Source organism: Azospirillum brasilense (genome assembly GCF_007827815.1).
Taxonomy (GTDB): Bacteria; Pseudomonadota; Alphaproteobacteria; order Azospirillales; family Azospirillaceae; genus Azospirillum; species Azospirillum brasilense_C.
This window is the reverse complement of the sequence record NZ_VITH01000006.1, coordinates 373,121-398,017: the sequence shown is the minus strand read 5'-3', so window position 1 is coordinate 398,017 and position 24,897 is coordinate 373,121. Positions and strand designations below refer to the sequence as shown.

The following is a 24,897-nucleotide window of genomic DNA, read 5'->3' as shown; positions in this document are numbered from 1 at the left end:
GGAGCCCCAACCACCATGAGCGCCACCCCGAAGACCCTGCTCGCCCTCGCCGGCGCCCCCGCCACGCCGAGCCCGCTCGACTCCGCGGCGCTGCTGCTGATCGACGCCCAGCGCGAATACACCGAAGGCGCCCTTCCCCTGGTCGGGGTGGAGGCCGCGGTGGCCGAAGCCGCGCGCCTGCTGGAGCGGGCGCGCAGGGCCGGCGTTCCGGTCTTCCACATCGTCCACCACGGCAAGCCCGGCGGCGCCCTGTTCGACCCGGACGGGCCGTTGGCCGCCATCGTCGCCCCGCTGACTCCGCAGGACGGCGAGAGGGTGGTGGTGAAGCGTCTGCCCAACGCCTTCGCCGGAACGGAGCTGGACGCCCTGATCCGCGCCACCGGGCGCACGGAGCTGATCGTCGCCGGCTTCCAGACCCACATGTGTGTCAGCAGCACGGTGCGCGCCGCCCTCGACCTCGGCTGGCGGACCACCGTGGTGGACGCGGCCGGCGCCACCCGCGACCTTCCGGACGGGAACGGTGGCGTGATTCCGGCCGCGGCGCTGCACCGCGCCAATCTCGCGGCCTTGGCCGACCGCTTCGCGGTGGTCGTCAAGGACAGCCGGGCCTGGGATTGAGGGCATCGGGCGACCGCGTCCCCGTGGCAGACGCCTAAAAAGGGGTGCCGTCTTAAGGTGTGAGCGAAAAACGCGCGTGGAAATTTCCACGCCTCATCGCCAGAGTAGGAACGACGGATGGCAAGCGATGGCCGTGGCCGGTCGATCAAGCCATCCGTCGTCCTCTTGGCGGCGACAGTCGCGGCGTGGAAATTTCCACGCCGCCGGTGGTCACGCCGGATCGGCGTCCACGGCCAGGATCTTCTCGATCGCGGCCTTCATGTCACTCAGCATTTGACGATCGCTGTCCTCAAGCCGCTTCGGCTTGTCCTGGAAGGCCAGAAGGGCGTCCCGCGACCGCTGGAAGTGCCGGGCGACGCGCAAACTGAACGCGCTCAGGGTAACCGCGGAGGAATCCCGGCGGATGTCGCGCCGGCGTCCGTCGTCGGCCTCGGCCCTCTCATCCAGGGCCTGATCGTCTGCCGCAAGCGTGACAGCCTCGTCGTTGCCGATCATCGCCTGCCAAGCGGCGATCTGCTCCTCGGGGGAGGCCAGGGCGGCGATCTTCCACAGCTTGTATCGGGCAGGCTTTTCGGCCTGCTGCTCGTACTCCGCGCGGATCTCGGCCGGAAGGTTGCGGAGCAGCAACGTCCGCGAGACGTCGCTCCGGTCCATGCCGACGATGCGCCCGACGTCGACATTCGTGCAGCCGCGACGCTCCTTGAGGAGCGCCATCGCGTCGGCCTGCTCGAAGGGGTTGAGGTCCGTCCGCAGCATGTTCTCGACGACGGTGATCTCGGCATCGTCGAGTTCGGCGCCGACGAGCACGCAGGCGATGGTCCGCTGGCCCAGGGCGCGGACGCAGCGCAGCCGGCGTTCGCCGAACACCAGCCGATACCGGCCGTCGTCCTTCTGCCGGACACCGATCGGCTGCTGCAGGCCGTGCGTGGAAATGGACTGCTGCAGGGCCGCGAGGTCCGACGGGTCGAAATGGGTCCGCGTCTGGTGAGGGTTGTCGTCGACGAGGTCCACCGGCAGATGGACGATCCGGGCCGCGTTTTCAGGAGCGCCGACCAGGACGCCCACCGTCGAGGCCCGACGCTCGGGCTCTCCGGTCGCCACGGTTGCCGGCTTCGTCCCGAAAAAGGCGGGGTTGGAGCGCTGGATCTTAGGCGGCATGGGAGACCTCCGAGCCGAAGCGCTTCGCCCGCTCGGCCATCAGTGCGCTTGCGATGGTGTTGAAGGCGGGGGCGCCGGCAACCTCCGGAGCCACCTCGATGGTGGCGCGGCCGGCCGCAACGGCCTGCGCGTAGGTGGTCGAGCGCGGCACCGGCTCGAACACGCGCATGGTCTTGCCATAGCGCTCATGGATGAGGCTGAGGCTTTCGCGGTCCTGCGTGTTGCGCTGGGTGTACATGGTCGGCAGCAGGCCAAGGATGTTCAGCGTCGGGTGGCACAGCCGCTGCAATTCGTCGATCGTCTTGAGCAGGTAATCGACACCGGCGATCGCCATCAGTTCCGCTTGGCACGGGATGAGGACGAGATCGGCCGCCGTCAGCCCGTTGAGCGTCATCTGTCCCAGGTTGGGCGGGCAGTCGATGATGATGTGATCGTAGCGCTTCCGGATCTCGGCAAGACAGCCGCGCAGGGTGAAGTTCGGGGCCGGCTTCGCCGCCAGCTCGACCTCGCCCTGCGACAGCCGGATGCTGGAGGGCAACAGGTCCAGGCCGGATCGGTCCATCGTCAGGACGCAGTCCCGGATGTCCGCCTTGCCGAGCAGGGCGTCGTACAGGGTCCGGGCTTGCTCCTCCCGCTCCATGGCGTTGACACCGAGGTGCAGGGTGGCGTTCGCCTGCGCATCCGCATCGATCAGAAGGGTCTTCGAGCCGTTCTGTGCGATGATGGTCGCGACGTTCACGGCCGTCGTCGTCTTCCCGACGCCGCCCTTCTGGTTGGTCAGGACGGTGACCAGCGCCGGGCCGTGCACAGCCTCGGGCCCCAGCATCTCCTTGCGAAGCAGGCCGGCCACCGCTTCGGGAATCCGCTCGGCGCCGTTCTCCCAGCGGGAGATCTGCTGGCGGCCGTACCGGCGCCCAAGGCCCTCGTTCAGAAAGACCGCGAAATCAGGCTGGCTGAGCCCGCGGCCCTCGCGGTAACTGCGCATGTCCTCGCCACGCATGGATTTCCCCTTCCTGGCGCACATCCCTGGTCGCACTCTATGAAGGGGTGCGGCTCCGGTCAAGGTGACAGGGGGTGCGGCAACGATCCGCTCCTTCGGTGTTGTCCGAGCGGTCACACCCAGGCCTGGAACTCCAGCAAATTCAAGGCATCCGTCGAAGCCCCGGTGCCCTCATGGTCCGCAAGGCCCCCGGCACGGGCCCCGATGTTGCGGCAACATGCCCCGCCCGAACAATCGTCCGCAGCCGCCCGGCAAGCACACGCTCCTTCGCGCAGGCCTCCTCGCACAGCGCCCGGATCTCCGCGATGCTCGGCCTCCACTTCTTCGACCGTCGCCAGGAGCGCGCCGCCTGATCGATCGCCCAGGCCGGGAACTCGCCGAGATCGTCGACCCAGTCCAGGGCGACCAGCTGCTCGACATCGGGGGTCAGCCCCTTGGCCGGATAGTGCGACAGCAGCGCCAAGACGCGGCCGAGCAGCCGGTCGGGTTCCGCCGGGGCCAGGATGGAGCCCTCCAGGTCGGCCAGCACCCGCTGCGCGATGGCCGCCTGCCGGACCGTGACGGTCGCCGGCGGCGTCCAGGTTTCCTGAAGCCCCTCGAAGCCGTCCTCGTTGAAGCGCGGGCGGTGGTCCAAATGGCCGGCGGCCAGGACGTCCCGCAGCGGCTCCGGGAAGGCCGATTCGAGCAACCGGCATCGGTCCGAGGACGGCATCGTGGGATCGAACGGGAGTGGCGAACGTTCCGGCAACGGCATCACGGCGGCGGACATGGTTGGGTCTCCTCAGGAGCAGGAACGGGGGGCCGGCGGCGTGCCCTTGAGCCGAGCGGCGACGGCCAGCCACGCGTTGATGCGCTGCTCGGCGGCGCTTTCCCGCGGCCGGCTGGACGGCGGTGGCGTGATGTCGGCGGCTGCCGCAGTCTTCACGGCCGCAGTCTTCACGGCCGGTGTCTTCACGGCCGCCGCGTCCTGGGCCAGCCAGGCGCGCCAGGCAGCGGAGATGTCCCGGTAGCGGTAGCCGTGGGCTTGGCAGCGCAGGACGAACCCCTCGACATGCCGGCCGATGTCGACGGCGTCGAAGCGGCTGCGTGCCCAGGCAAGGTCGTCGGCGCTCGGAACCCAATCCGCCGACACCTCATGCGCCGGCCTGCGCCCGCATGAAGCGAGCGAGTCCGGAATCTGTTCGGAATGGAGCTGTTCCTGACTCGCCAGCGGACAGGGGACGTCCGCCTCCGAGTCATCCCTGTCGATGTCCGGAACAGGGCGCGTGGCGGCTTCGTCGGCCGTTTCCCCGTCCCGCTCGACGCGCAGCCGGTAGAGGCAGGACAGCCGGGAGCCGTCGCGACCGCGGCGGTGTTCGATGCGGACCAGACCCATGTCGTCGAGGCGCTGCAGAATGCGGTTGATCGTCGGGCGGGACCGCTTGAGTTTGGCCGCCAGCGTCGACTGCGACGGCCAGCAGACTCCCTGCTCGTCGGCGTAGGTGGCCAGCGCCGCCAGGACGGCGAATCCGTCGGCCTCGAGATCGGGGTGGTCAAGCCACCAAGCGGGAATCTTGCCCCAGCGGCTGATCGGGTCGGTCGATGTGGTCATGGTCGCTCTGGCTCCGGAGTCTCGTCCCGTTTCCCCGTCATGCTTGGGAGCCTTGCGTGTCACCGCAACCGGGACTCGGCGCCGTTCCAGGATGGGCGCGCGCTCATTGAAGGTTTGCCGCGCGCTCATGGAAGGTTCCACGCGCGGTGTTCGAGGATGTCCGCGCGGATTTCTAGGACCAAGGCGCGCTTGTTCTAGGTTTGGCGCGCGCATGCCCGAGAATCGGGCGGACTCGGACTCTCTGGGTTTCGCGCGCACATCTTCTAGGATTGGCGCGCGGCCAGCGGGCTCGGAAAATCCAGCGGCGCATCGCAGAGTGGCGGGGGTTCTAGGAACAGCGCGCGCGTGGACAGGGGGCACAGTCGCACAACCGGCCGGATTCAGCGCGCGCCATTCCTAGATACCCTCCTGCGCCAGCGCGTCTTCGACCGCGTGTTTCCTAGGAGCGGCGCGCGCTTCAGGCGCTCCGTCTGATCTGAAAACCAAGGAATCACGCGCGTTTCGGGGGCTTGCAGCCCGATATCCGGTGGGGTGAGCCTTTATGAGCGACAAGATGTTGTTGGCCCACCGCTGAAGGCCGCTGGGATGAACCGCGCGTCAAACCTAGAACCGCGACTCCCGAGTCGTGCGGAATTGCCCGATTCGGGCGGTAACCGCGCGCCAAACCTAGAAGCGGCAGGGGGGAGCGCGCCCATGCGCGCGTCATTCCTAGATGATGCGCGCGCTCATCCTAGAACAGCGCGCGCAGAACCTCGTGTTCCCATAGGGGCTGCGCCGGCGTGCGTTGCACCGGAGCCGATCCCGCCCTACGCTCGGCGTGGATGAAGGAGCGACCGGCATGGCCCAGACGTCGACGAAGCTGACCAATTCGGCCAGCACCGGACCGGATGCGGTTCAACTGCTGCTTTTCGAGACCGAGAATCTGGCGGTCCAGCAGGGCGAACCGCGCCGCACGAACGCGTTCGGGCTGTGGGACACCGCTCCGCGGTTCTTCTTCGGCGACGACATGGTGGAGACGCCGATCGACCGGCATTTCCAGGCCGGTGGCCGCTCCTACCGGCTGACCATCAACCCGGTCAGCCTGCGCCTGCGCTCCGACGGCGGTGATGACGACGGGGCCAAGGACGACAAGAGCCGCTGGAAGGTCGTGATGCCCGGCAACCGGGAACAGATCGTCGAGGAGGTGGTTCGCCTGATCGCCACCCGGCGCGCCCGCCTCAGCCTGGACAAGCACGACGAGATCGTCCTGCGTTTCTCGCTGCACGAGATCCAGAAGGAACTGGCCAAGGTCAACAAGACCCTGTCCCACTACGAGATCCGCGACGCCCTGACCATCCTGCACAAGAGCGTCGTCGAGGTGACGGTCGACGACGGCACCAAGGAGGCCGTGCTGTCGAGCTCCGCCTTCCCCACGCTGCATTTCGGCACCAAGAAGGTGAAGGGTCAGGCCGGCGTCAACGGCGGCACCATGGCTTACCTGAAGTTCAACGATCTGGTGGCAAGCGACATCCGCAACCTGCGCTACCGGATGGTCTCCTACGAGACCCTGATCTGCCTGCCGCCGGTGGGCCGGTGGATCTACAAGATGCTGTCCTGGTACTACGAGGCGGGGAGCCTGGACGAGCCGATCGTCATCAACGCGCGGTCCATCATCCGCGACAGCGGCATGACCGAGCGCTCACGCTTCCGCGACACGCTCAGCACCATCCGGGATTCGCTGGCGGCGGTCCAGGACGCTGGCATCATCGAGCCCTTCGAGCTGGAACGGCAGGTCCAGGGCCGTTCGATCGACGACGAGATCTACACGCTGACGCCATCCGCCGCCTTCCGGGCGGAAATCGAGATGGCCCGCTTGGCCAAAGCGCAGGCCGAGGATACCCTGGCGCAGATGGGGGGCACGCCGCACGGACCGTTCCAGCGCGTGGATCGGTTGGCCGGCACCCGGCTTCGCCGTGACCGGGCGTCCAGGGCGGTCGAAAAGCCGGCGCCCCTGTTGGAGCGTGACGCCTGAGGGGCAACCGCCGCGCAGCCTGAGAGGGGAGGGCCGGCCATCTCGGCGGCTCCACATTTCCACCCTGCGCGTCCGGCAGGACAGCGGCGCAAGTGATGCGCTCCCACCGCCCCTGGTAACAAAGGGGGCGGCGGGAGTTCGGCTTGAGGGATAAGCGCGGGTTTTTCCGCTTGGGTGTCGTGGTGCGCTCGCCTCACTCCGGCCGTTGCAGCGCACGGAGGGCAAGCAGCCGCCGTGGGAGATGGCGGGCCAGACCGAGCGCGATGCCGGTGCCGTGCAGCAGCGCGGTGGAAAGCACGAAGCCCAGCCCGTAGAGAAGCGGGTCCGCGGCCTGCGGCATCTCGGTGCCGTGGGCGTGACCGTGCAGAACGGCGAAGGCACCGACGAGGAGCGCGGCGGCGGTGGCCGGCACGCGCTTGTTCAGCAGCACCAGCAGGCCGAGCACCGCCACCGAGGCGGCGATTCCGGCCTCGACCGCCGGAAGCTCGATTCCGGCGATGCCGAGCGCGGCACCGGCGGACAGCATGGCGATGAATGCCATCGGCAGCAGCCAGAGCGCACGGCCGCCATTCTGCGCAGCCCAGACGCCGACCGCCACCATGGCCAGCAGATGGTCGATGCCGGTCAGCGGGTGGAGGAGCCCCTGGACGAACATCGCGTCGCCGGCATGGCCGGTGTGGGCAGCCGCGGGCAGCGCCAGCGCCACCGAAAGAACGCCGGCGAGGCCGGCGGAAATCAACCGGTTCATAGGAACGATCTCCTGTTGGGTTCGGCCGGCCGCGTCGCACTGGTCAGGCGAGCAGGGAGGCCTTCAGGTGCCCTTTCCCGGCTTCCGCCTCGTCGATTTGGCGAAGCAGGTCGAGGGTGACCCGTGCGTCGGCTTCCTCGACGCGGGAAAGGGCGAAGCCGAGATGGACCAGGACCCACCGCCCGACCTGATCGGACAGGGCTTCGCCCGGTTCGGCGATGCAGGACAGATCGACCTCCCGCCGTTCGCCCAGGATGTCGGCGACGGCGAGCATCCGCGCGGCGTCGGCGATGGCGATGATCCGGGCCGGGACTCCAAGGCACATGGCGGGACTCCTTGTCGCGGCGGTCACGCCACTTCCAGTTCCACAAGCGTCAGGTCGTCGCCGCCGCGCGGGGTCAGGCGCAGGCCGCCGCAGGCCGGGCAGGGGGCGATCCGCGTCGGAACCTCCCTCTCGTCGGCGCAGTCCTCGCACCAGACCAGCCCGGGCGGTTGCTGGATGTCGACCGTCGCGCCGCCGGCCAGCGTGTCGCGTCGGATCACGTCGAAGGCGAAGCGAAGGGCGTCCGGATCGACGCAGGCGAACTGGCCCACCGCCAGCTTGATCCGTGTGACCCGCTGGAAGGCGTGGCGCTGCGACGCCTCCTCCAGCATCTCCAGCAACCGTTCGCACAAGGAAAGCTCATGCATCGTCCTTCTCCGCTGTGAGAGCCGGTGGTCCCGATTCAGGAGAGGCGCCGGTTCCGTGCTGGTCGAGCGATGGGCCGGAAGTCGGTGGCTTCGGGTCCTGTTTGGAAATCTCCGTGGCGGATCGACCATGCCCTGGCGCATCATCGTTGGAACAATCGAGATGACGGGTCGCTGGCAGGCTGCCTGGAAAGGCGGTTTGTTCAACCGTTCTCAAGAAATACCATTGATTGATGAGTGTTGCAAACATCAAATAAGAAAGGCGTCGCGGAGTTGATTGACAAAAAGTGATCGATAATCGGTTTCTATGGTGCAATAAGTTGTTCTTATTCTAAATGGACTGTTGAATATTTGTGGTGAGCCGGAATGCCGCATGTCGCTGTGTGTCGGTTGGGTGCAGAGTTGGACAGCGGACGCCGGTCCGGCGGTGCCGCCACAGCCAGGGTTTCGGCCACATCATGGAACATGCAATCGCCTGTCCGGCCCCGCTCTCCGCGCCGTCCTCCCCGTCCCGTCCGCTTTCCCATCAGGGATTCCGGATGGTGCCGGCAACCGTCTGCACCGGGGCGGGCATCGACCGGCGGGAGGAGAAGATCGTCGACGAGGTGCCCATCGGGCTGCTGTACGCCGACGACCTCTTCGCCGTCATGCTGGCGACTCCCACCGACCTGGAGGATTTCGCCACCGGTTTCTCCCTCAGCGAGGGGATCGTCGGCAGCGCCGACGAACTGGCCGTCACCGCCGTCGACGAGGTGACGGACGGAGTGCGCATCCGCATGCAGGTGCCGGTGGAGCGGCTGGCCGCCCTGCTGCGCCGCAAGCGCAACCTGATGGGCGGTTCCGGCTGCGGCCGCTGCGGCACCGACAGTTTCGCGGACACCCTGAGGCCGCTCGACCCGCTCCGCTCCGACGCCCGCTTCGCGCCGGAGGCGATCCGCCGCGCCATGGCGGCCTTACCGTCGGGACAGAGCCTGAACCGGGAGACCGGGGCGGTCCATGCCGCCGGCTTCGCCCGGCCCGACGGCGAACTGGTGGCGGTGCGCGAGGACGTCGGCCGGCACAACGCGCTCGACAAGCTGATCGGGGCGCTGGCCCGCGCCCGCATCGACCCCACCGGCGGCTTCGTCGTGGTGTCGAGCCGCTGCTCCTTCGAGTTGGTCCACAAGACGGCCGCCGCCGGCATCCCGCTGATCGCGGCCATCTCCGCCCCGACCTCGCTGTGCCTGGGCTTCGCCGCGACGGTGGGGGTGGGGGTCGTCGCCTTCGTGCGCGAAAGCCGTCTGACGGTCTACGCCGTCCCGTCGCGGGTCGCGACGCCCGCGTGAACCGCACCTGAATCAAAAAGCACCGCAATCAAAAAGAACCGCGGGCTGGTTCATCGCCAGCCCGCGGTTTTTTACGGTCAATGGGTCGCCGCCGGTTGCCCGATCGACGGCAGCGGCTTGCGCGGCGGCAGCGGGGTCAGGCCACCGAGGCCCTTGCGGTAGATCAGCCAATAGATGCCGCCGACGAACACCGAGCCGCCGACGATGTTGCCCAGCGTGGCGAACAGCAGGTTGTGCAGGATGCCGCCCGGCGTGATCATCGAGACGTCCAGCCCGGCCGGGACATGGCCCGTCACCTTCAGCAGATAGGCCAGCGGCAGGAAATACAGGTTGGCAATGCAGTGCTCGAAGCCGGCGGCGACGAAGGCGGCGACCGGCAGGGTCAGGGCGACGATCTTATCGGTCACCGTGCGGCCGGCGTAGGCGAGCCACACCGCCAGGCAGACCAGAAGGTTGCACAGGATGCCCTTGAAGAAGATCGTCACGGCGTCCGGGGCGATCTTGCCGATGGCGAGCTTCAGGACGGCGGCGCCGACGGCACCGTTGTTCATCTCGGTGTGGTGCGACAGGTAAATCAGGGTGACGAGGCCGATGGCCCCGACGGCGTTGCCGATCCAGATCGTCGCCCAGTTGCGCAGGACCTGGGCCGTGCTGATCTGGCCGTTGGCCCGCGCCATCACGATCAGGCAGTTGCCGGTGAAAAGCTCCGCCCCGCCGACCATGACCAGCGACAGGCCGAGCGAGAAGACCAGCCCGCCGAGCAGCCGCTGGACCGCGAAGCTGAGGGCGGGGTCGGCCAGCACGATGACGAAGAACATGCCGCCCAACCCGATGCCGCCGCCGGCGACCACCGCCAGCATGAAGCTGGGCAGGAACGGCATCGTCGCCTTCTTCACCCCCAGCTTTTCGACCTTGTCCTGGATCTCAGCGGGCGCATAGGCGTCCATGCCGAGAACCGGCGTGTCTTTCGACGCAGAGTCCCCCATGGCGAAACTCCTTCAGATGTCTTGGGTTGCCCCGAACAGCGGATCAGCCCACCGTCTCGTAGGCCTCGAATCCCTCGCCGCGGACCAGCCGGTCGTGAACGGCCTCCACGGAGTTGCGGACGGTGCTGGTGACCGGCGCGAAGAAGCTGGTGTCCTCCGGCTGGATGCCCAGGAACAGGATCTCCGGCACGGTCTCGCGCAGGCTGTCGATCAGGAAGTTGAGCGGGATGGCGTGGGTGGTGACCATGAACTGCTCGGCGACGCTGTCCTGCTCGATCAGCCGGACCGCGCCCGGCGGCAGCTGCATGTCGGCGGCGTCGACGATCAGAACCCGGTGCGGCGCCAGCGAGCGGACGTGGTGGGTGTGGTTCTCCGGGACATCCTCCCCATCCACCACGGTCCAGCCGGGGGCGGGCAGATCCTCGAGCAGTTGGGCCAGCAGCGGGCCGGCGCCGTCGTCGCCGCGCAGGACGTTCCCAACCGTGAACACGACATCGGTCATGACAGCCGTCTCCCCATCAGATAGATCGCCGGTTCGCGCCGGATGGCCTCCAGCGCCGTGCCCAGCCCGTCCAGCCACGCCGCCACGTCGGGCGGGGCGGCCGGCCGCGCCGCCGCGATGGCCGCCAGCAGCGGCCGGGTGTGGGTGCCGTCCACCGTGATCTCGCCGAAGCGGAGCAGGCCGGACAGCTTGCGGTGCGCCTCCTCGTGGTCCTGCAGCGCGTCCAGGACGCGGTCGAACAGCGCGGTGGGGCAGCGGAAGGCCGGCGTGAAGCAGTCGAAGACCCCGATGTGATGCCCGATGGCCAGCGAATAATAGACCACCTGCCGGGCGTCCTCCGGGATGTCCTCCTTGCGCTCCAGCACCTTGGCGTTCAGCTGGTAGAACACCACCTCCGGCTCCCGGCCGCGGCCGCTGCGCAGGCCGGGGATGGAGCCGGGATCGGCGTGCGCGAGGGTGCTCATGGCGCCTCTCCCCGGATGGTCCGCTGCACGACCTCGGCCAGCCGGCCGATGATCTCGGCGCGGCGCGGGTCGCGTTCCGCGCCGACGGCCGCCGTCATGCGGTCGGGCAGGGTCAGGGCTCCGGGGGCGCGCGCATGCCCTTCCAGCAGGGCCATGAACTCCTCCACGATGGTGCGGCCCTGGCGGTAGCCGGCCATGCGCCGCGCCTCGCGCTCCAGCCGGACCCGCAGCGCGTAGGGGATGTCCGGGTGGGGCAGGGCGGCGGCCTCGCCCGCGGCCTCGACATGGGTTTCGGCCTTCAGCTTCTGCTCCAGCAGGCCGAGCGCCACGGCGAAGCCGTGGATGGTTGCGGCCGGCGTCGGCGGGCAGCCGGGGATGTAGACGTCCACCGGCACGATGTTGTCGGTGCCGCCCCAGACGCAGTAGAGGTCGTGGAAGATGCCGCCGGTGCAGCCGCAGGCGCCGTAGGAGACGACGATCTTCGGGTCGGGTGCCGCCTCATAGGCGCGCAGCGCCGGCATCCGCATGGAGCGGGTCACCGCCCCGGTGAACAGCAGGATGTCGGCGTGGCGGGGCGAGGCCACCACCTTGATGCCGAAGCGTTCCGCGTCGAACACCGGGGTGATGGACGAGAAAATCTCGATCTCGCAGCCGTTGCAGCCGCCGCAATCGACGCGATAGACGTAGGCGGAGCGCTGGATGTTCTTCAGCAGCGCCGTCTTCATCGTGGCGATCTGGTCGCTGGTGGAGACCGGCGACATCTCCGCCACCAGGGCGTTGGGAGCGAGTGGGGCGTTCATGGCGTGGTCTCCCGTTCCTTGACCGCGTGTTCGGATTCAGAATGCCCGGCGTCCATCTGCCGGGCGATCCCCATGCCGGCGATCTGCTGGACGTCCTGGGCGCGCTTGCAGGCCGGGCAGGTCGCGGCGGTCAGGCGCAGCCGCTCCGCCTCCTCGGCGCTGCGGGCGCTTTGGCCCAGCAGGCGGGCGACGTAGTCGACCTCCTTGGCCGGGGCGAAGGGCTTGCCGCAGCAGGCGCAGCCGGCCAGCGTGAAGACGGCCTTGCGCGTCAGGTCGGCCTTGCTGCCCACCGCCAGCTCGAAATCGGCGGACAGGCGGATGGCGCCGGTCGGGCAGGATTCCTCGCAGCGGCCGCAGAAGACGCAGCGCCCGTAGTTGATCGACCAGGTGCGGCTGCCGGCGGCGGTGTCGGTTTCCATCTGGATGGCGTTGGCCGGGCAGGCGACGGTGCAGGCAGCACACGCGATGCAGTCCTCCGCCCGGTGTTCCGGCTTGCCGCGGAAGTCCTTGCAGACCTCCATCGGGGCGAAGGGGTACTTGACCGTCGCCTCGCCCGTGCGGAGGATTTCCTTGAGTAGCTTGAGCATTGGTCGCCCCCGTCACTTCAGCGGTGAATCCGTGCGTTCGCGGCAGTAGCGCTCCATCTCCTTGTAGGCGATGGTCTTGGAGCGCTTCTTGCGGACGTCCACCACGGTCACGCGGTCGGTGCAGGAATAGCAGGGGTCGATGCTGCCCACGATCAGCGGGGCGTCCGACACCGTATTGCCGCGCAGCATGTAGCGCAGCACCGGCCAGTTGTTGTAGGTCGAGGCGCGGCAGCGCCAGCGGTAGAGCTTCTGGTTGTCGCCGGTCATCGACCAGTGGATGTCCTCGCCGCGCGGCGCCTCGGTGAAGCCCAGCGCGAACTTGTGCGGGACATAGGTGAAATCCTCGTTCAGCACCGGACCGGCCGGGGCCTTGTCCAGCAGCTGTTCGATGATCCACAGGCTGTCGAAGAACTCCGACACCCGCACCAGCGTGCGGGCCAGCACGTCGCAGCCCTGCTCCACATGGACCGGCATGTCGAGCAGCGTGTAGCCGGCGAAGGCGTGGTCGGCGCGGGTGTCGCGGCGGTGGCCGCTGCCGCGCACCACCGGCCCGACCGGGCTGTAGTCGCGGGCGATCTGCGGGTCGAGCCGGCCGACGCCCTTGACGCGGCCGCTGACGTTGGCGGTGGACAGCAGCACCTCGACCAGCCGGGTCACGTCGTCGCGCAGCTCGGCGACCAGCTCGCGGGTCTTCGCCTGCTGGTCGCCCAGGATGTCGCGGCGCACGCCGCCGATCAGGTTCAGCGCGTAGGTCTTGCGGGCACCGGTCAGCAGCTCCGCCAGGGTCATCGCCTTCTCGCGCACGCGGAAGAACTGCATGAAGCCGGTGTCGAAGCCGATGAAATGGCAGACGAGGCCGAGGTTCAGCAGATGGCTGTGCATCCGCTCGGTCTCCAGCAGGATGGCGCGGATGGCCTGCGCCCGCGGCGGCACCACGATGCCCAGCGCGTTCTCCACCGAGCTGGCGTAGGCGACGCTGTGGGCGTAGCCGCAGATGCCGCAGACGCGGTCGGCGAGGAAGGTCACGTCGTTGTAGCCCATCCGCGTCTCGGCCACCTTCTCCATGCCGCGGTGGACGTAGAACATGCGGTAGTCGGCGTCGATGATGTCCTCGCCGTCGACGAACAGGCGGAAATGGCCGGGCTCGTCGGAGGTGATGTGCAGCGGCCCCAGCGGGACGACGCGGGTCTCCTGCTTGGCCTCGTTGATGAACTGGTAGGTCTCGTCGTCGCTGGTCGGCGCCGGCCGCAGCCGGTAGTCCATCGAATCCTTGCGCAGCGGGTACAGCTCGTCCGGCCAGTCGTCGGGCAGGACGAGGCGGCGTTCGTCCGGCAGCCCGACCGGGCGCAGGCCGAACATGTCGCGCACCTCGCGCTCGCCCCACACGCAGGCGGGCACCCGCGGGGTGACGGAGGGGAATTCCAGCGTGTCGGCGGGCACCTCGCAGCGCACCACGACGTGGCACCGGTCGGCGCCCTCCATGGACAGCACGTAATAGACGGCGTAGGCGCCGTTCAGCGGCCGTTCGTCGTTGCCGACGACCACCGACAGCCAGCCGTTGTGGTCGTAGTAGAGGCTGGCGACGACGTCGGGCAGCGACGCCGGCTTGACCGTGATGGTCACCTGGGCGCCGGTCTGCCAGGACTCGTCGAGGATGGCGTGGGGCAGGCTCTCGCGCAGGGAGGCGATGATGCCGCTCCCGACCCGTTCCGGAGCGATGAGGTTCATTTTGAGATCTCCGTCTGCGAGAGGTTGCCGGTCACCAGAAGACCACCGGCGCGCACCGTGTCGTAGTGTTGCCAGGGGGTCGCGACCACCGGCCGGCTGTCGCCGTTCATCACCACCGCGGTCGCCTGCTGCACCAGATTGGACAGCGGCTGCGGCACGGCGAAGCCCAGCGTCAGCACCAGCACCGCCAGCACGCCCAGCGGGGCCAGCGCCTTCCAGCCGACGTCACCCTTGGCCATCGTCTCCGGGCTCTTGCCCAGAACGCTGTCGGCGACGATCTTCACCAGCCCGGCGATGGTGATGCACAGGAAGAGCGCGACCAGAGCCATGATCCAGGCATAGCCTTCGTTCAGCCCGGCCATGAAGACCATGAATTCGCTGACGAAGATGTTGAAGGGCGGGAAGCCGGCCAGCGCCAGGGCGCAGGCCATCATCAGCAGGCCGGTGGCCGGGGCCGCCCGCAGCACGCCCTTCACCGCCCGCAGGTCGCGGGTGCCGTACTTCATCAGCACGTTGCCGGCGGTGCAGAAGAACAGGGCCTTGGTGACGCTGTGGTTGATGGCGTGCAGCAGCGCCGCCGCGATGCCGAGCGGCCCGCCGATGCCGAGCGCCACGACGATCAGCCCGACATTCTCGATGCTGGAATAGGCCAGCTTGCGCTTCAGGTCCTGCTGCACGAAGAACAGCAGCGACGACACGCCGACCGACAGCAGGCCCAGCGTCAGCAGCAGCGTCTGCGGGAAGCCGACGCCCACCGTGCCGACGGTGATGACGTAGAAGCGGATGACGATCAGCAGGGCGCATTTCAGAAGCACGCCCGACAGCAGGCCGGACACCGGGCTCGGCGCCTCGGAATGGGCGTCGGGAAGCCAGGCGTGCATCGGGAAGATGCCGGCCTTGGTGCCGAAGCCGATCAGGGCGAAGACGAAGGCCAGCTTGACCAGCATCGGGTCCAGCTCGCCGGCGTGGCCGACCAGCGCCGTCCACAGCACCGCCTGGTGCGGGTCGGCCAGCACGTCGGCGGCGTTGGAAAAGACCAGCACCGTGCCGTAGAGGCCGAAGGCGACGCCGACCGTGCAGATGACGACGTATTTCCAGGCGGCCTCCAGCGAGGACTTCTGCCCGTACAGCCCGACCAGGAAGGCGGAGCCGAGAGTCGTCGCCTCGATGGCCGCCCACATCATGATGATGTTGTTGGCGGTCACCGCCAGCAGCATGGTGAACAGGAACAGGCTGAAGAAGCCGTAATAGACCCGGACCTTGCCGGCGTCGATGGCGCCGGACTCCAGATCGTGGCGGATGTAAGCGATGGAGTAGAGGCCGGTCAGCAGGCCGACCACGCCGATCAGCATCATGAAGACGGCGCCGAGCGCGTCGACGAACAGCCAGTCGCCGAAGGCGGCGATGGCCCCGTTCGACAGCACCTGGACCAGCGCCGCGGCGCTCAGCAGGAAGACGTAGGCGATGGAGCCGAGATGGATGCGCTCCAGCAGCGCCACGCTGTCCTGGTCGCTCGCCAGGGTCTCGGGCAGGGATTCCCGGAACCAGGGCAGGGTCAGCAGGAACACCGCCACCGCCAGCGGGCCGATCAGGAGGAGGGGGGGAAGGATCGAGGGTACCATGGCGGTCATCCCTTCAGGCTCGTGAGCTGGCGCGCGTCGAGCGTGTGCAGCGTGTCGAAGATCCGCGATCCCAGCGCCGCCATCACCACCACCGCGAAGATGGCGTCGGTGGCGATGCCGATCTCCACCAGCTCCGGCGCGTTGGGGGCCAGCAGGGCCAGGGTCAGGTGCGACCCGTTCTCCATCAGGCAATAGCCGAACACCTGCTTCAGGATGTTCCGCTGCGCCACGATGCAGCCGAGCCCGATGAAGAAGAGGGCGAGCGACACCGCCAGCGCCGGCTTGATGGCGTCGGCCGCCGGCAGCGTCACCTTGGACGCGACGCCGAAGCACAGGATGACGGCGACCGCCGCGCCGACGATGGACAGCGCCGTCGGCATCACCGCGCCCGACCCGATGGCCGGATCGCTGAGCCGGCGGAAGGTCCGATACATGATCGCCGGGACCAGGATCACCTTGGTCAGCAGCGCGGTGAAGGACCAGAGATACAGCTCGCCCGACCCGGTGGCCCCCGCCAGCGCCACGAACAGCATCACCAGGATGAAGCTCTGCAGCGCATAGAAGCGGGCGGAGTTGGCCGGGTTGCCGGCGAGCGTGACCAGAAGGGAGCTGACGATCAGCAGGCCCGACAGGCCGTTGACGATGAGAAATCCGTTCATGACCGTTCCCTCCCTCAACCGAGCCACGAGGCGGCGATGGAGCTTGAGACCACCGTCATCACCACCAGGGCGACCAGCACGAACTTCATGCCGGCCGGCAGCGGGGCCGCCGCGGCCATGGTGGCGGACGGCTTGCCGGGCACCGAATGGCCCAGCCATTTCAGGAACCAGGCGAAGGAGCCGACCGATTCCGCCAGCGCGATGACGACCAGGAGCATGAGCGCCCAGTGCTGCGCCCCGACCTCGAACCCGCCGGCGAAGATGGCGAACTTGCTGAAGAAGCCGTTGAAGGGCGGCACGCCGGTGATCGCCAGGGCGGCGCAGACGAAGGCGACGCCGAGCAGCGGCGACTTGGTGACGATGCCGCGCAGCGACGGCAGCAGGCGCGTGCCGGCGGTGTAGCTCAGCGCGCCGGCGACCAGGAAGAACAGCGTCTTGGCGAAGGCGTGGTTGAAGATGTGCGCGATGGCGCCCTTGAAGGCGAGGTCGGAGCCGAAGACCGACAGCGACAGCGCCAGGAGGATGTAGGCGAGCTGCGTGATGGTCGAATAGGCGAGCAGGCGCTTCAGGTCGACCTGTGGCAGATACATGAAGAAGCCGTAGACCAGCGTCAGCACCGCCATGGTCGAGCCGACCCAGCCGACGACCTCCGGCGCGCCGCCCGACGACATCAGCCCGCGGGCGAAGATGTAGACGCCGACCTTCACCATGGAGGCCGCGTGCAGGTAGGCGCTGACCGGGGTCGGGGCCTCCATGGCGTCGGGCAGCCACATGTGGAAGGGCAGCTGGGCCGACTTGCCCCAGGCGGCGACCAGGATCGCCAGCAGGACCACCGCCTTCATCCCCGGCGCCAGATCGGCGATGGCGGAGAGCGCGAAGGTGCCGGTCGACAGGAACAGCAGCGCCGCCGCGACGTAGAGGCCGAGCGAGGCGACGTGGGTGACCAGCAGCGCCTTGGCCGCCGAGCGCAGCGCCTTGGGCGACTCGTAGTAGCCGATCAGCGCCCAGGAGCAGGCGCCCGTCAGCTCGAAGAAGGCGAGCTGGCCGACGACGGTGGAGCTGAAGACCAGCCCGGTCATCGCGCCGATGAACACCAGCAGGAAGGCGTAGAAGCGCCGCCGGCCGATGTCGGGATGCTCGCGGTTGCCGGCGTTCAGGTAGGCGGCGGAATAGACCGCCACCAGCAGGCCGATGGCGATCACCGCCAGCGCGATCAGAACGCTGACGCTGTCCACCACCAGCCCGAGGATCGAGACCGATCCGAAGGCGATCAGCTCGTAGGTGCCGCCGATCTTGCCGTCGCCGAGCAGCGACATCGCGAGGATGGCGATCACCGCGACGGTGGCGGCGGCGAAGCCCTGGCACAGCCATTTGGCCGAGGCCCGTTTCGATGCGGCGATCACCGCCGCGCCGCCGAAGGGGACGAGGATGGCGGCCAGCGCCAACAGCCCGAGCGGTTCCGTGGGGAGTGTTATCATGATGCTGCCCCTCGCCGGCTCACAGGCCGACCAGATAGAAGACGAAGGCGAGCGAGGCGGCGCCGACCCCGATCCAGCTGTGCTGGGGAGTCAGGCGGAAGCGGACGCGCGCGACGCTGTTCTCGACCACGCCGACCGCGGCGAAGATCAGGACCAGCTTGATGGCGAAGGCGACCAGCCCGAACAGCAGCCCGAAGAAGGACATCTCGGGGGCGCTGCCGAAGGGCAGGAAGACGCCGACGAACCAGGCGACGACGACCGTCTGCTTCAGCGCCATCGCCCACTTGATCAGCGCCAGCGACGGGCCGGAATATTCGGTCAGCGGGCCTTCCTGAAGCTCCTGTTCGGCTTCCGCCATGTCGTAGGGCAGCTTGCCCAGCTCGATGTAGATGGCGTAGGCGAAGGACAGGGCGGCGATCACCGTCGCGGTGGCCGACCGCACATGGCCGTCGGCGATGGCTGTGCCGATGGCGCCGAGGTTGGTCGAGCCGGCCAGCAGCGCCGCCACGAACAGCGACAGAAGCATCACCGGCTCCACCAGCACGCCCATGGTCAGCTCGCGGCTGCCGCCGATGCCGGAGAAGGAGCTGCCGCTGTCGATGCCGGACAGCGAGAAGAAGAAGCGGGCCAGCGCGAACAGATAGATGACCGTGATCAGGTCGCCGATGGGCGCCACCGGCGTGAAGCGGGTCAGCATCGGGATGCCCATGGCGATGACCAGCACCGTCGTCAGCATCACCGCCGGCATCAATCGGAAGGCGAAGCCGCTGTTCGGCGGGGTCAGGTCCTGGCGGGTCAGCAGCTTGGCGATGTCGCGGTAGTCCTGCAGCAGGCCCGGCCCGTGGCGGGTGTGCAGCTTCGCCCGGACCATGCGCGACAGGCCGGAGACCAGTGGTGCCGCCGCGAGCAGGAGGAGCGCCTGGAACAGCCCCAGGATGAAGTGTGAGAAGGTCAGCATGGCGTCCTCCCGTCAGACGGCCAGCGCCAGCAGCGCGATCAGCGCCGCGACGATGTAGAGGCAGTAGATCCGGAAATCGCCGCCCTGGATGGCCTGCAGCCGCTTGCCGCCCGCGTCGACCACGCCGACGATCGGGGCGATGACGCTCCGGTCGGCCAGCGGTTCGGTGCGGCGCGCCAGCGTGACCACCCGCTCGAAGCCGAGCGTGATGCCGGTCCAGCGCCCCGCGATCGCGCGGCGCAGGGTGTAAAGCGGCGCGAAGAACATGCGGATCGGCTGGGCGAAGCTGCCGGCGGTGGCGGGCATGTGATGGTCCGGCAGATAGCCGGCCGCCCAGGGGGCCGCCGCCTTGCGGTCGCCGCCGCGCTTGGCCGCGAAGGCCGCCTTCAGGCCGATCGGCAGGAAAGCCATGGCGATCAGCAGGATGGCGATCAGCGGGGTGGAGAGCGTCGCCTGCTGGGCGTCGCCCGGCAGCAGGGTGGCGCCGACCGCCAGCGTGACCGGAGCCGCGCCGATGGTCGCCGCGGCGATGCGGCCCATCACCGGCGCCACCAGCGGGGCGAGCAGGCCGAGCGCCACGCAGGCGACGGCCAGCACCGCCATGCCGGCGACCATCGCGGCCGGAGCCTCGCGCGCCTCCTCCGCATGATGGCTGCGCGGCGCGCCGGCGAACATGATGCCGTAGGCCTTGACGAAGCACATCACCGCCAGCGCGCCGGTCAGCGCCAGCAGGACGGCGGCGATGGGGGCGGCGAACGCCACCAGCGGGGTGCCGTCCAGCGCCGCGGCGAACAGCGCCTGGTAGGTGTACCATTCCGACACGAAGCCGTTCAGCGGCGGGATCGCCGAGATGGCCAGCGCGCCGACCAGGAAGGACAGGGCGGTCCAGGGCATGTTGCGGGCCAGCCCGCCCATCTCCTCCATGTCCTTGCTGTGCATGCGGAAGATGACCGAGCCGGCGCCCAGGAACAGCAGGCCCTTGAACACCGCGTGGTTCAGCAGATGGTAGAGGCCGGCCATCAGGCCGAGCACCGCCAGCACCGGCTGGTGCAGCGCCATGCCGATCATGCCGGTGCCGACGCCCAGCAGGATGATCCCGATGTTCTCGACCGAGTGGTAGGCCAGCAGCTTCTTGATGTCGTGCTCGGCCAGGGCGTAGACGACGCCCAGCACCGACGACACCGCGCCGAAGGCCAGCACCAGCAGACCCCAGCCGAGCATCGCCGGCCCGGCGCTGGCGGCCAGCAGGTCGATGCCGACCTTGACGATGCCGAAGACGCCGATCTTGATCATCACGCCCGACATCAGCGCCGAGGCGTGCGAGGGTGCGGCCGGATGGGCGCGCGGCAGCCAGATGTGCAGCGGGATCATGCCGGCCTTGGCGCCGAAGCCGATGAAGGCCAGCAGGAAGGCGACGCTGTCCAGCGGGGCCGGCAGCGGATGGGCGCGGAAGGCGGCGAAATCGAAGCCGCCGGCCTGGTTCGCCATCAGGAAGAAGGCGGCCATGATCAGCACCGAGCCGCCATGGGCGACCAGGAAGTAGAGGAAGCCGGCGCCCACCGCCTCGTCGTCCTGGTCGAAGATGACCAGGAAGTAGGAGGCCAGCGACATCATCTCGAAGAAGATGAGGAACCAGAAGGCGTTGTCGGCCGCCACCACCAGCATCATCGAGGCGATGAAGGCGTTCATGAAGAAGCCCATCGCCCCAACGCCGCGCCCGGCGTATTCGCGCACATAGGCGAAGCCGTAGATCCAGGCGACCAGCGACAGCAGCGAGATGACCGCGATCATCAGGCCGGCCAGCGGGTCGAGCCGCAGGACGAAATGGGCGAAGGGGTAGGGGCCGGCGGCGTCGAGCACGGCCGGCTGGCCGGCGCCGATGGCCGTCAGCCCGGCGCCGAGCCCGGCGAGCGCCGCGGCGATGCCGACGCCGCTGCCGCCAAGACGGATGTCCCCCTCCCGACGCTTCAGGAGGAGGCAGAGGATGCCGCCGCCGCAGGACAGCAGCAGCGACATGATGAGCAGGGAGAGTGGAATCATGGGTCCAGCCCCTCCAGCGAGGCGAGCGGCGTTTCAAGACTGACCGGTGCCGCCGCCGCCAGCGTGCGCTTGACGGCGGCAGCCTGGCGGGTGGCATCGGCGTCGGCCGCGTAAAGGGCGGCGGTCGGGCACACGCGCACGCAGGCCGGCCCGTCGCCGGAAAAGGCGCAGAGATCGCATTTCACCGCCACGCTGCGGACGCCGATCTCCCAAGCCAGCAGCGGATCGAGTGCTGCCGAGTGGCGGGGCGTGGCGGTGGCGATGCCGGCAACCCCGGCGATGCCGGTGCCGCTGGGCGTGATGGCGCCGAAGGGACAGGCCAGCGCGCACATCTTGCAGCCGATGCAGGCCTGCTCATCCAGCAGGATGGCGTCGGCGCCATGGGTGATGGCGTTGACCGGACAGACGCGGGCGCAGGGCGCGTCCTCGCACTGGTGGCAGAGGACGGGCCCGGTGTCGTCTCCGGTGCGCATGACGGCCAGCCGGGGATGCGCCTGCAGCCCCTGTTTTTTATGGGACTCGGTGCAGGCCGCCATGCAGGTGTTGCACCCGATGCACTTTCTCGGTTCCGCGATAACGAAGCGATTCATGTCCAGACCTCCGGCTTCCCGGGCGGGTGCGTCGAATCGGCCAATCAGGATCTGTTTTGAAAGTCCTGATAAGAAAACCTGATCGACCAATAAGAAGACAGTATTGGCTCGCGCACGCCCCAGCAGCCGCCTGTTGTCACGGACGGTGTGGCAGAAGGAGAGCCATCTGTTGCGAATCTTTGTCAGAGCAACGGCGATTCATAATCGCCATCGTTGACTTCAATACGCTATTCCCCTGGACGGCGCGATGTCAACTAGACACACAAAAAAAGTGGGTATAAGGTGTGCGACACAAAGACGGGAAGTTCGAAGACGTTTTGATTGTCGAATGGCCTCCCGTTAATTCCGATAAACGAGAAAAGATACTCGATAGGATCGGCTTATCGGCGTCGATTACTTTTAAAGATCGGGCGATAAGCGATTTCAATCGGTCGCGAAGCCACCGGCACCGGATTCGGCCAACCGGCGCGCAACGTCAGGGACCAGTGAAGCGATGCCGGGGCGGGGCCGTTCGACGGCCCCCTTCCGGCTGCCAACAAGGACGACGGGAATGAACAGATTCGTCACTGCCAACCCGAGCAAGTGCATCGGTTGCCGCACATGCGAGGTCGCCTGTGCGCTTGCCCATTCCGATGGTGCCGGCGTCGAAGGACTGGCGCCGGACACTTTCAAGCCGCGCATCCGCATGGTGAGGACGGCCGACGTCAGCACCGCGGTGATGTGCCACCATTGCGAGGACGCGCCCTGCGTCAACGCCTGCCCGAACAACGCCATCGTCTACCGCCAGAACAGCGTGCAGGTGGAGCAGGAGCGCTGCCTGGGCTGCAAGAACTGCGTTCTGGCCTGCCCGTTCGGCGTCATGGACGTGGTGACGGTGCCAGCGGTCCGGTCGTTCGCCGGCATGACGCTGAGCCTGGGCGTCAAGGCGCAGGCGCACAAATGCGACCTGTGCGTCGGCCGCGACGCCGGCCCGGCCTGCGTGTCGGTCTGCCCGACCAGCGCCCTGACCCTGATGGACCGGGAGGCGATGGACGAGACCCTGCGCCGCCGGCGCGAGCGCGCCGCCCAGGAGGCCGCCGAAGTCGCGGCCTGATCCCCCCTCCCATCACTGCGGCCGGCGCACAGCCGGCACAATCGAGCGAACATCGAGGTCGAGATGGAAAAGCATATGGCGGTCTGCCCCTACTGCGGTACGGGCTGCAAACTGAATCTGCTGGTCGAGGGCGGGAAGGTCGTCGGTGCCGAACCCTTGAACGGCGTCACCAACGAGGGAGAACTCTGCCTCAAGGGCTATTTCGGCTACGACTTCATCAACGACACCAAGATCCTGACGCCGCGCCTGCGCAACCCGATGCTGCGCCGCAGCCGCGACGCGGCCTTCGAGGCGGTGTCGTGGGAGGAGGCGATCCAATACGCCGCGACCAAGCTCAGCGCGATCAAGGCCAAGTACGGCCCCGACTCGATCATGACCACCGGCTCGTCGCGCGGCACCGGCAACGAGACCAACTATGTGATGCAGAAATTCACCCGTGCGGTCCTCGGCACCAACAACGTCGACAACTGCGCGCGCGTCTGCCACGGCCCGTCGGTCGCCGGGCTGCAGGTGACGCTGGGCAACGGCGCCATGAGCAACTCGATCCCCGAGATCGAGCACACCAAATGCGTCCTCGTCTTCGGCTACAACGTCGCCGACAGCCACCCGGTGATCGCCAAGCGCATCATCAAGGCCAAGGAGCGCGGCGCCAAGATCATCGTCTGCGACCCGCGCAAGATCGAGACGGCGCGTCTGGCCGATCTGTGGCTGCCGCTGAACAACGGCTCCAACATGGCGCTGGTCAACGCCTTCGCCAACGTCCTGATCAACGAGGGGCTCTACAACAAGGAGTATGTCGCCAACCACACCGAGGGCTTCGACGAGTACAAGGCAATCGTCGACAAATACACCCCCGAATACGCCGAGGCGATCACCGGCCTGCCCGCCGAGGACATCCGCGAGGCGATGCGCATCTACGCCGCAGCACCCTCCGCCACCATCCTGTGGGGCATGGGCGTCACCCAGTGGGGCCAGGGCGTCGATGTGGTGAAGGGGCTGTCGGGGCTGGCTCTGCTGACCGGCAACCTCGGCCGGCCGAACGTCGGCGTCGGCCCGGTGCGCGGCCAGAACAACGTGCAGGGCAGCTGCGACATGGGCGTGCTGCCGACCGAATTCCCCGGTTACCAGAAGGTCACCGACCCGGAGGTGCGGGCGAAGTTCGCCAAGGCCTGGGGGGTCGAGTCGCTGCCCGACCAGATCGGCTGCCGCCTGACCGACGTCCCGCATCTGGCGGAGACCGGCAAGCTGAAGGCGATGTATGTGATGGGCGAGGACCCCGCCCAGACCGAGCCGGACCTGGCGCTGGTGCGCAAGGGCTTCGAGGCGATGGAGTTCGTCATCGTCCAGGACATCTTCATGACGAAGACGGCGATGTTCGCCGACCTGATCCTGCCGGCGACCTCCTGGGGCGAGCATGAGGGCGTGTTCAGCGCCGCCGACCGCAGCTTCCAGCGCTTCACCAAGGCGGTGGACGCCAAGGGCGACGTCAAGCACGACTGGGAGATCATCAGCCTGCTCGCCACGGCGATGGGCTATCCCATGCACTACAACAACACCAAGGAGATCTGGGACGAGCTGCGCGAACTCTGCCCGATCTTTTACGGTGTCACCTACGAGAAGATGGAGGGGCTGGGAGCGGTGCCGTGGCCGTGCCGCGACCTCGACTCGGCCGGTTCCAAGTATCTCTACGAGGGCAACGTCTTTCAGCGGCCGGGCGGCAAGGGCCTGCTCTTCGCCACCGAATGGCGTCCGCCGCGGGACCAGCTGACCGAGGAGTTCCCGCTGATCCTCTGCACGGTGCGCGAGGTCGGCCATTACTCCTGCCGCTCGATGACCGGCAACTGCGCCGCCCTGCAGACGCTGGCCGACGAGCCGGGCTACGTCACCATGAACCCGAAGGACGCCAAAGCCCTGGGCATCCGCGACCAGGAGCTGGTCTGGGTGTCGTCGCGCCGCGGCAAGGTGATCAGCCGGGCCAGCGTCACCGACCGCACCAACAAGGGGGCCGTCTACATGACCTACCAGTGGTGGATCGGCGCCTGCAACGAGCTGACCATCCACGCCGTCGATCCCATCGCCAAGACGCCGGAATACAAGTACGCCGCCGTCCGGGTGGAGGCCATCGCCGACCAGGTCTGGGCCGAGAACCACGTCCAGCAGGAATACGCGAAGCTGAAGGGCGGCCTCAGCAACGCGGTGAGCCGCGCCGTGAAGAAGGCCCCGGCCTACGCCTGACCGCGAGGGACCGATCG

The 24,897-nt window shown here is 68.1% G+C and carries 24 protein-coding genes; 5 read left to right on the top strand and 19 right to left on the bottom strand.

Annotation, left to right across the window (positions count from 1 at the left end):
- Positions 1–15 precede the first annotated feature (15 nt).
- The gene (locus FBZ83_RS14915) at positions 16–618 is read left to right on the top strand and encodes a cysteine hydrolase family protein (protein ID WP_145684169.1); all 603 of its coding nucleotides are present in this window, start codon (positions 16–18) and stop codon (positions 616–618) included.
- 210 nt (positions 619–828) lie between these two features.
- Here the strand turns inward: FBZ83_RS14915 and FBZ83_RS14910 are convergent, their stop codons facing one another.
- The 4 genes from FBZ83_RS14910 to FBZ83_RS14895 all read right to left on the bottom strand — a co-directional run bounded on the left by FBZ83_RS14910 (position 829) and on the right by FBZ83_RS14895 (position 4,367).
- A complete protein-coding gene (locus FBZ83_RS14910; RefSeq protein WP_145684167.1) occupies positions 829–1,776 on the bottom strand; it encodes a ParB/RepB/Spo0J family partition protein in 948 nt (315 codons plus the stop codon).
- The gene (locus tag FBZ83_RS14905) at positions 1,766–2,776 is read right to left on the bottom strand and encodes an AAA family ATPase (RefSeq protein ID WP_145675626.1); all 1,011 of its coding nucleotides are present in this window, start codon (positions 2,774–2,776) and stop codon (positions 1,766–1,768) included. Before FBZ83_RS14905 ends, FBZ83_RS14910 begins: the two co-directional genes overlap by 11 nt.
- Before the next feature lie 142 nt (positions 2,777–2,918).
- A complete protein-coding gene (locus FBZ83_RS14900; protein WP_247888313.1) occupies positions 2,919–3,464 on the bottom strand; it encodes a hypothetical protein in 546 nt (181 codons plus the stop codon).
- Between the two features lie 93 nt (positions 3,465–3,557).
- Positions 3,558–4,367 carry a helix-turn-helix domain-containing protein gene (locus FBZ83_RS14895; protein ID WP_145684164.1) on the bottom strand — a complete coding sequence of 270 codons (810 nt, stop codon included), beginning with the start codon at positions 4,365–4,367 and terminating at the stop codon, positions 3,558–3,560.
- An 838-nt stretch (positions 4,368–5,205) separates the two neighbouring features.
- On the opposite strand from FBZ83_RS14895, the gene FBZ83_RS14890 reads away from it, so the two are divergent.
- Positions 5,206–6,378 (top strand): hypothetical protein, encoded by a 1,173-nt coding sequence (locus FBZ83_RS14890; RefSeq protein ID WP_145684162.1) that lies wholly within the window; start codon positions 5,206–5,208, stop codon positions 6,376–6,378.
- 193 nt (positions 6,379–6,571) lie between these two features.
- Here the strand turns inward: FBZ83_RS14890 and FBZ83_RS14885 are convergent, their stop codons facing one another.
- The 3 genes from FBZ83_RS14885 to hypA are packed head-to-tail and all read right to left on the bottom strand — an operon-like array spanning position 6,572 to position 7,816.
- Complete coding sequence (locus FBZ83_RS14885; protein ID WP_145684159.1) at positions 6,572–7,126, bottom strand: HupE/UreJ family protein; 555 nt, start codon at positions 7,124–7,126, stop codon at positions 6,572–6,574.
- A gap of 43 nt (positions 7,127–7,169) precedes the next feature.
- The gene (locus tag FBZ83_RS14880; RefSeq protein WP_145684156.1) at positions 7,170–7,451 is read right to left on the bottom strand and encodes a HypC/HybG/HupF family hydrogenase formation chaperone; all 282 of its coding nucleotides are present in this window, start codon (positions 7,449–7,451) and stop codon (positions 7,170–7,172) included.
- A gap of 23 nt (positions 7,452–7,474) precedes the next feature.
- Positions 7,475–7,816 (bottom strand): hydrogenase maturation nickel metallochaperone HypA, encoded by a 342-nt coding sequence (gene hypA / locus FBZ83_RS14875; protein WP_145675620.1) that lies wholly within the window; start codon positions 7,814–7,816, stop codon positions 7,475–7,477.
- A gap of 536 nt (positions 7,817–8,352) precedes the next feature.
- Here hypA and fdhD point away from each other — a divergent pair.
- Complete coding sequence (gene fdhD / locus FBZ83_RS14870; protein WP_247888312.1) at positions 8,353–9,138, top strand: formate dehydrogenase accessory sulfurtransferase FdhD; 786 nt, start codon at positions 8,353–8,355, stop codon at positions 9,136–9,138.
- Positions 9,139–9,215: 77 nt separating this feature from the next.
- Here fdhD and FBZ83_RS14865 read toward each other — a convergent pair whose 3' ends face one another.
- The 12 genes from FBZ83_RS14865 to FBZ83_RS14810 are packed head-to-tail and all read right to left on the bottom strand — an operon-like array spanning position 9,216 to position 21,552.
- Positions 9,216–10,124 carry a formate/nitrite transporter family protein gene (locus tag FBZ83_RS14865; RefSeq protein ID WP_145684151.1) on the bottom strand — a complete coding sequence of 303 codons (909 nt, stop codon included), beginning with the start codon at positions 10,122–10,124 and terminating at the stop codon, positions 9,216–9,218.
- Positions 10,125–10,167: 43 nt separating this feature from the next.
- Positions 10,168–10,626: a hydrogenase maturation peptidase HycI gene (hycI, locus tag FBZ83_RS14860; RefSeq protein WP_145684149.1), complete on the bottom strand. Its 459-nt coding sequence runs from the start codon at positions 10,624–10,626 to the stop codon at positions 10,168–10,170.
- Complete coding sequence (hycH, locus tag FBZ83_RS14855; protein WP_145684147.1) at positions 10,623–11,090, bottom strand: formate hydrogenlyase maturation protein HycH; 468 nt, start codon at positions 11,088–11,090, stop codon at positions 10,623–10,625. The genes hycI and hycH overlap by 4 nt, the downstream gene beginning before the upstream one ends.
- Positions 11,087–11,890 (bottom strand): NADH-quinone oxidoreductase subunit B family protein, encoded by an 804-nt coding sequence (locus FBZ83_RS14850; protein WP_145684145.1) that lies wholly within the window; start codon positions 11,888–11,890, stop codon positions 11,087–11,089. The genes hycH and FBZ83_RS14850 overlap by 4 nt, the downstream gene beginning before the upstream one ends.
- Entirely contained in the window at positions 11,887–12,477 is a 591-nt protein-coding gene (locus FBZ83_RS14845) for a formate hydrogenlyase complex iron-sulfur subunit (RefSeq protein ID WP_145684143.1), read from the bottom strand. Before FBZ83_RS14845 ends, FBZ83_RS14850 begins: the two co-directional genes overlap by 4 nt.
- Positions 12,478–12,489: 12 nt before the next feature.
- On the bottom strand, positions 12,490–14,205 hold the full coding sequence (locus tag FBZ83_RS14840) for an NADH-quinone oxidoreductase subunit C (protein ID WP_145684141.1): 1,716 nt from the start codon (positions 14,203–14,205) through the stop codon (positions 12,490–12,492).
- On the bottom strand, positions 14,202–15,827 hold the full coding sequence (locus FBZ83_RS14835; RefSeq protein ID WP_247888311.1) for a hydrogenase 4 subunit F: 1,626 nt from the start codon (positions 15,825–15,827) through the stop codon (positions 14,202–14,204). The genes FBZ83_RS14840 and FBZ83_RS14835 overlap by 4 nt, the downstream gene beginning before the upstream one ends.
- A 5-nt stretch (positions 15,828–15,832) precedes the next feature.
- Positions 15,833–16,486, bottom strand: coding sequence for a hydrogenase 4 membrane subunit (hyfE, locus tag FBZ83_RS14830; RefSeq protein WP_114857052.1), 654 nt, complete (start codon positions 16,484–16,486; stop codon positions 15,833–15,835).
- A 14-nt stretch (positions 16,487–16,500) separates the two neighbouring features.
- Positions 16,501–17,964 carry a hydrogenase 4 subunit D gene (locus tag FBZ83_RS14825; RefSeq protein ID WP_145684137.1) on the bottom strand — a complete coding sequence of 488 codons (1,464 nt, stop codon included), beginning with the start codon at positions 17,962–17,964 and terminating at the stop codon, positions 16,501–16,503.
- Between the two features lie 19 nt (positions 17,965–17,983).
- Complete coding sequence (locus FBZ83_RS14820) at positions 17,984–18,922, bottom strand: respiratory chain complex I subunit 1 family protein (RefSeq protein ID WP_145684135.1); 939 nt, start codon at positions 18,920–18,922, stop codon at positions 17,984–17,986.
- Between the two features lie 12 nt (positions 18,923–18,934).
- A complete protein-coding gene (gene hyfB, locus FBZ83_RS14815; protein ID WP_145684133.1) occupies positions 18,935–20,962 on the bottom strand; it encodes a hydrogenase 4 subunit B in 2,028 nt (675 codons plus the stop codon).
- Positions 20,959–21,552, bottom strand: a complete 594-nt coding sequence (locus FBZ83_RS14810) for a 4Fe-4S dicluster domain-containing protein (protein WP_145684130.1) — start codon at positions 21,550–21,552, stop codon at positions 20,959–20,961. Before FBZ83_RS14810 ends, hyfB begins: the two co-directional genes overlap by 4 nt.
- Positions 21,553–22,102: 550 nt before the next feature.
- Between FBZ83_RS14810 and FBZ83_RS14805 the strand changes: the two genes are divergently transcribed.
- Together FBZ83_RS14805 and fdhF are read left to right on the top strand one after the other, a co-directional pair.
- A complete protein-coding gene (locus FBZ83_RS14805; protein WP_145684128.1) occupies positions 22,103–22,645 on the top strand; it encodes a 4Fe-4S dicluster domain-containing protein in 543 nt (180 codons plus the stop codon).
- Between the two features lie 63 nt (positions 22,646–22,708).
- Complete coding sequence (gene fdhF, locus FBZ83_RS14800; RefSeq protein ID WP_145684126.1) at positions 22,709–24,880, top strand: formate dehydrogenase subunit alpha; 2,172 nt, start codon at positions 22,709–22,711, stop codon at positions 24,878–24,880.
- The last annotated feature ends 17 nt before the right edge of the window (positions 24,881–24,897 follow it).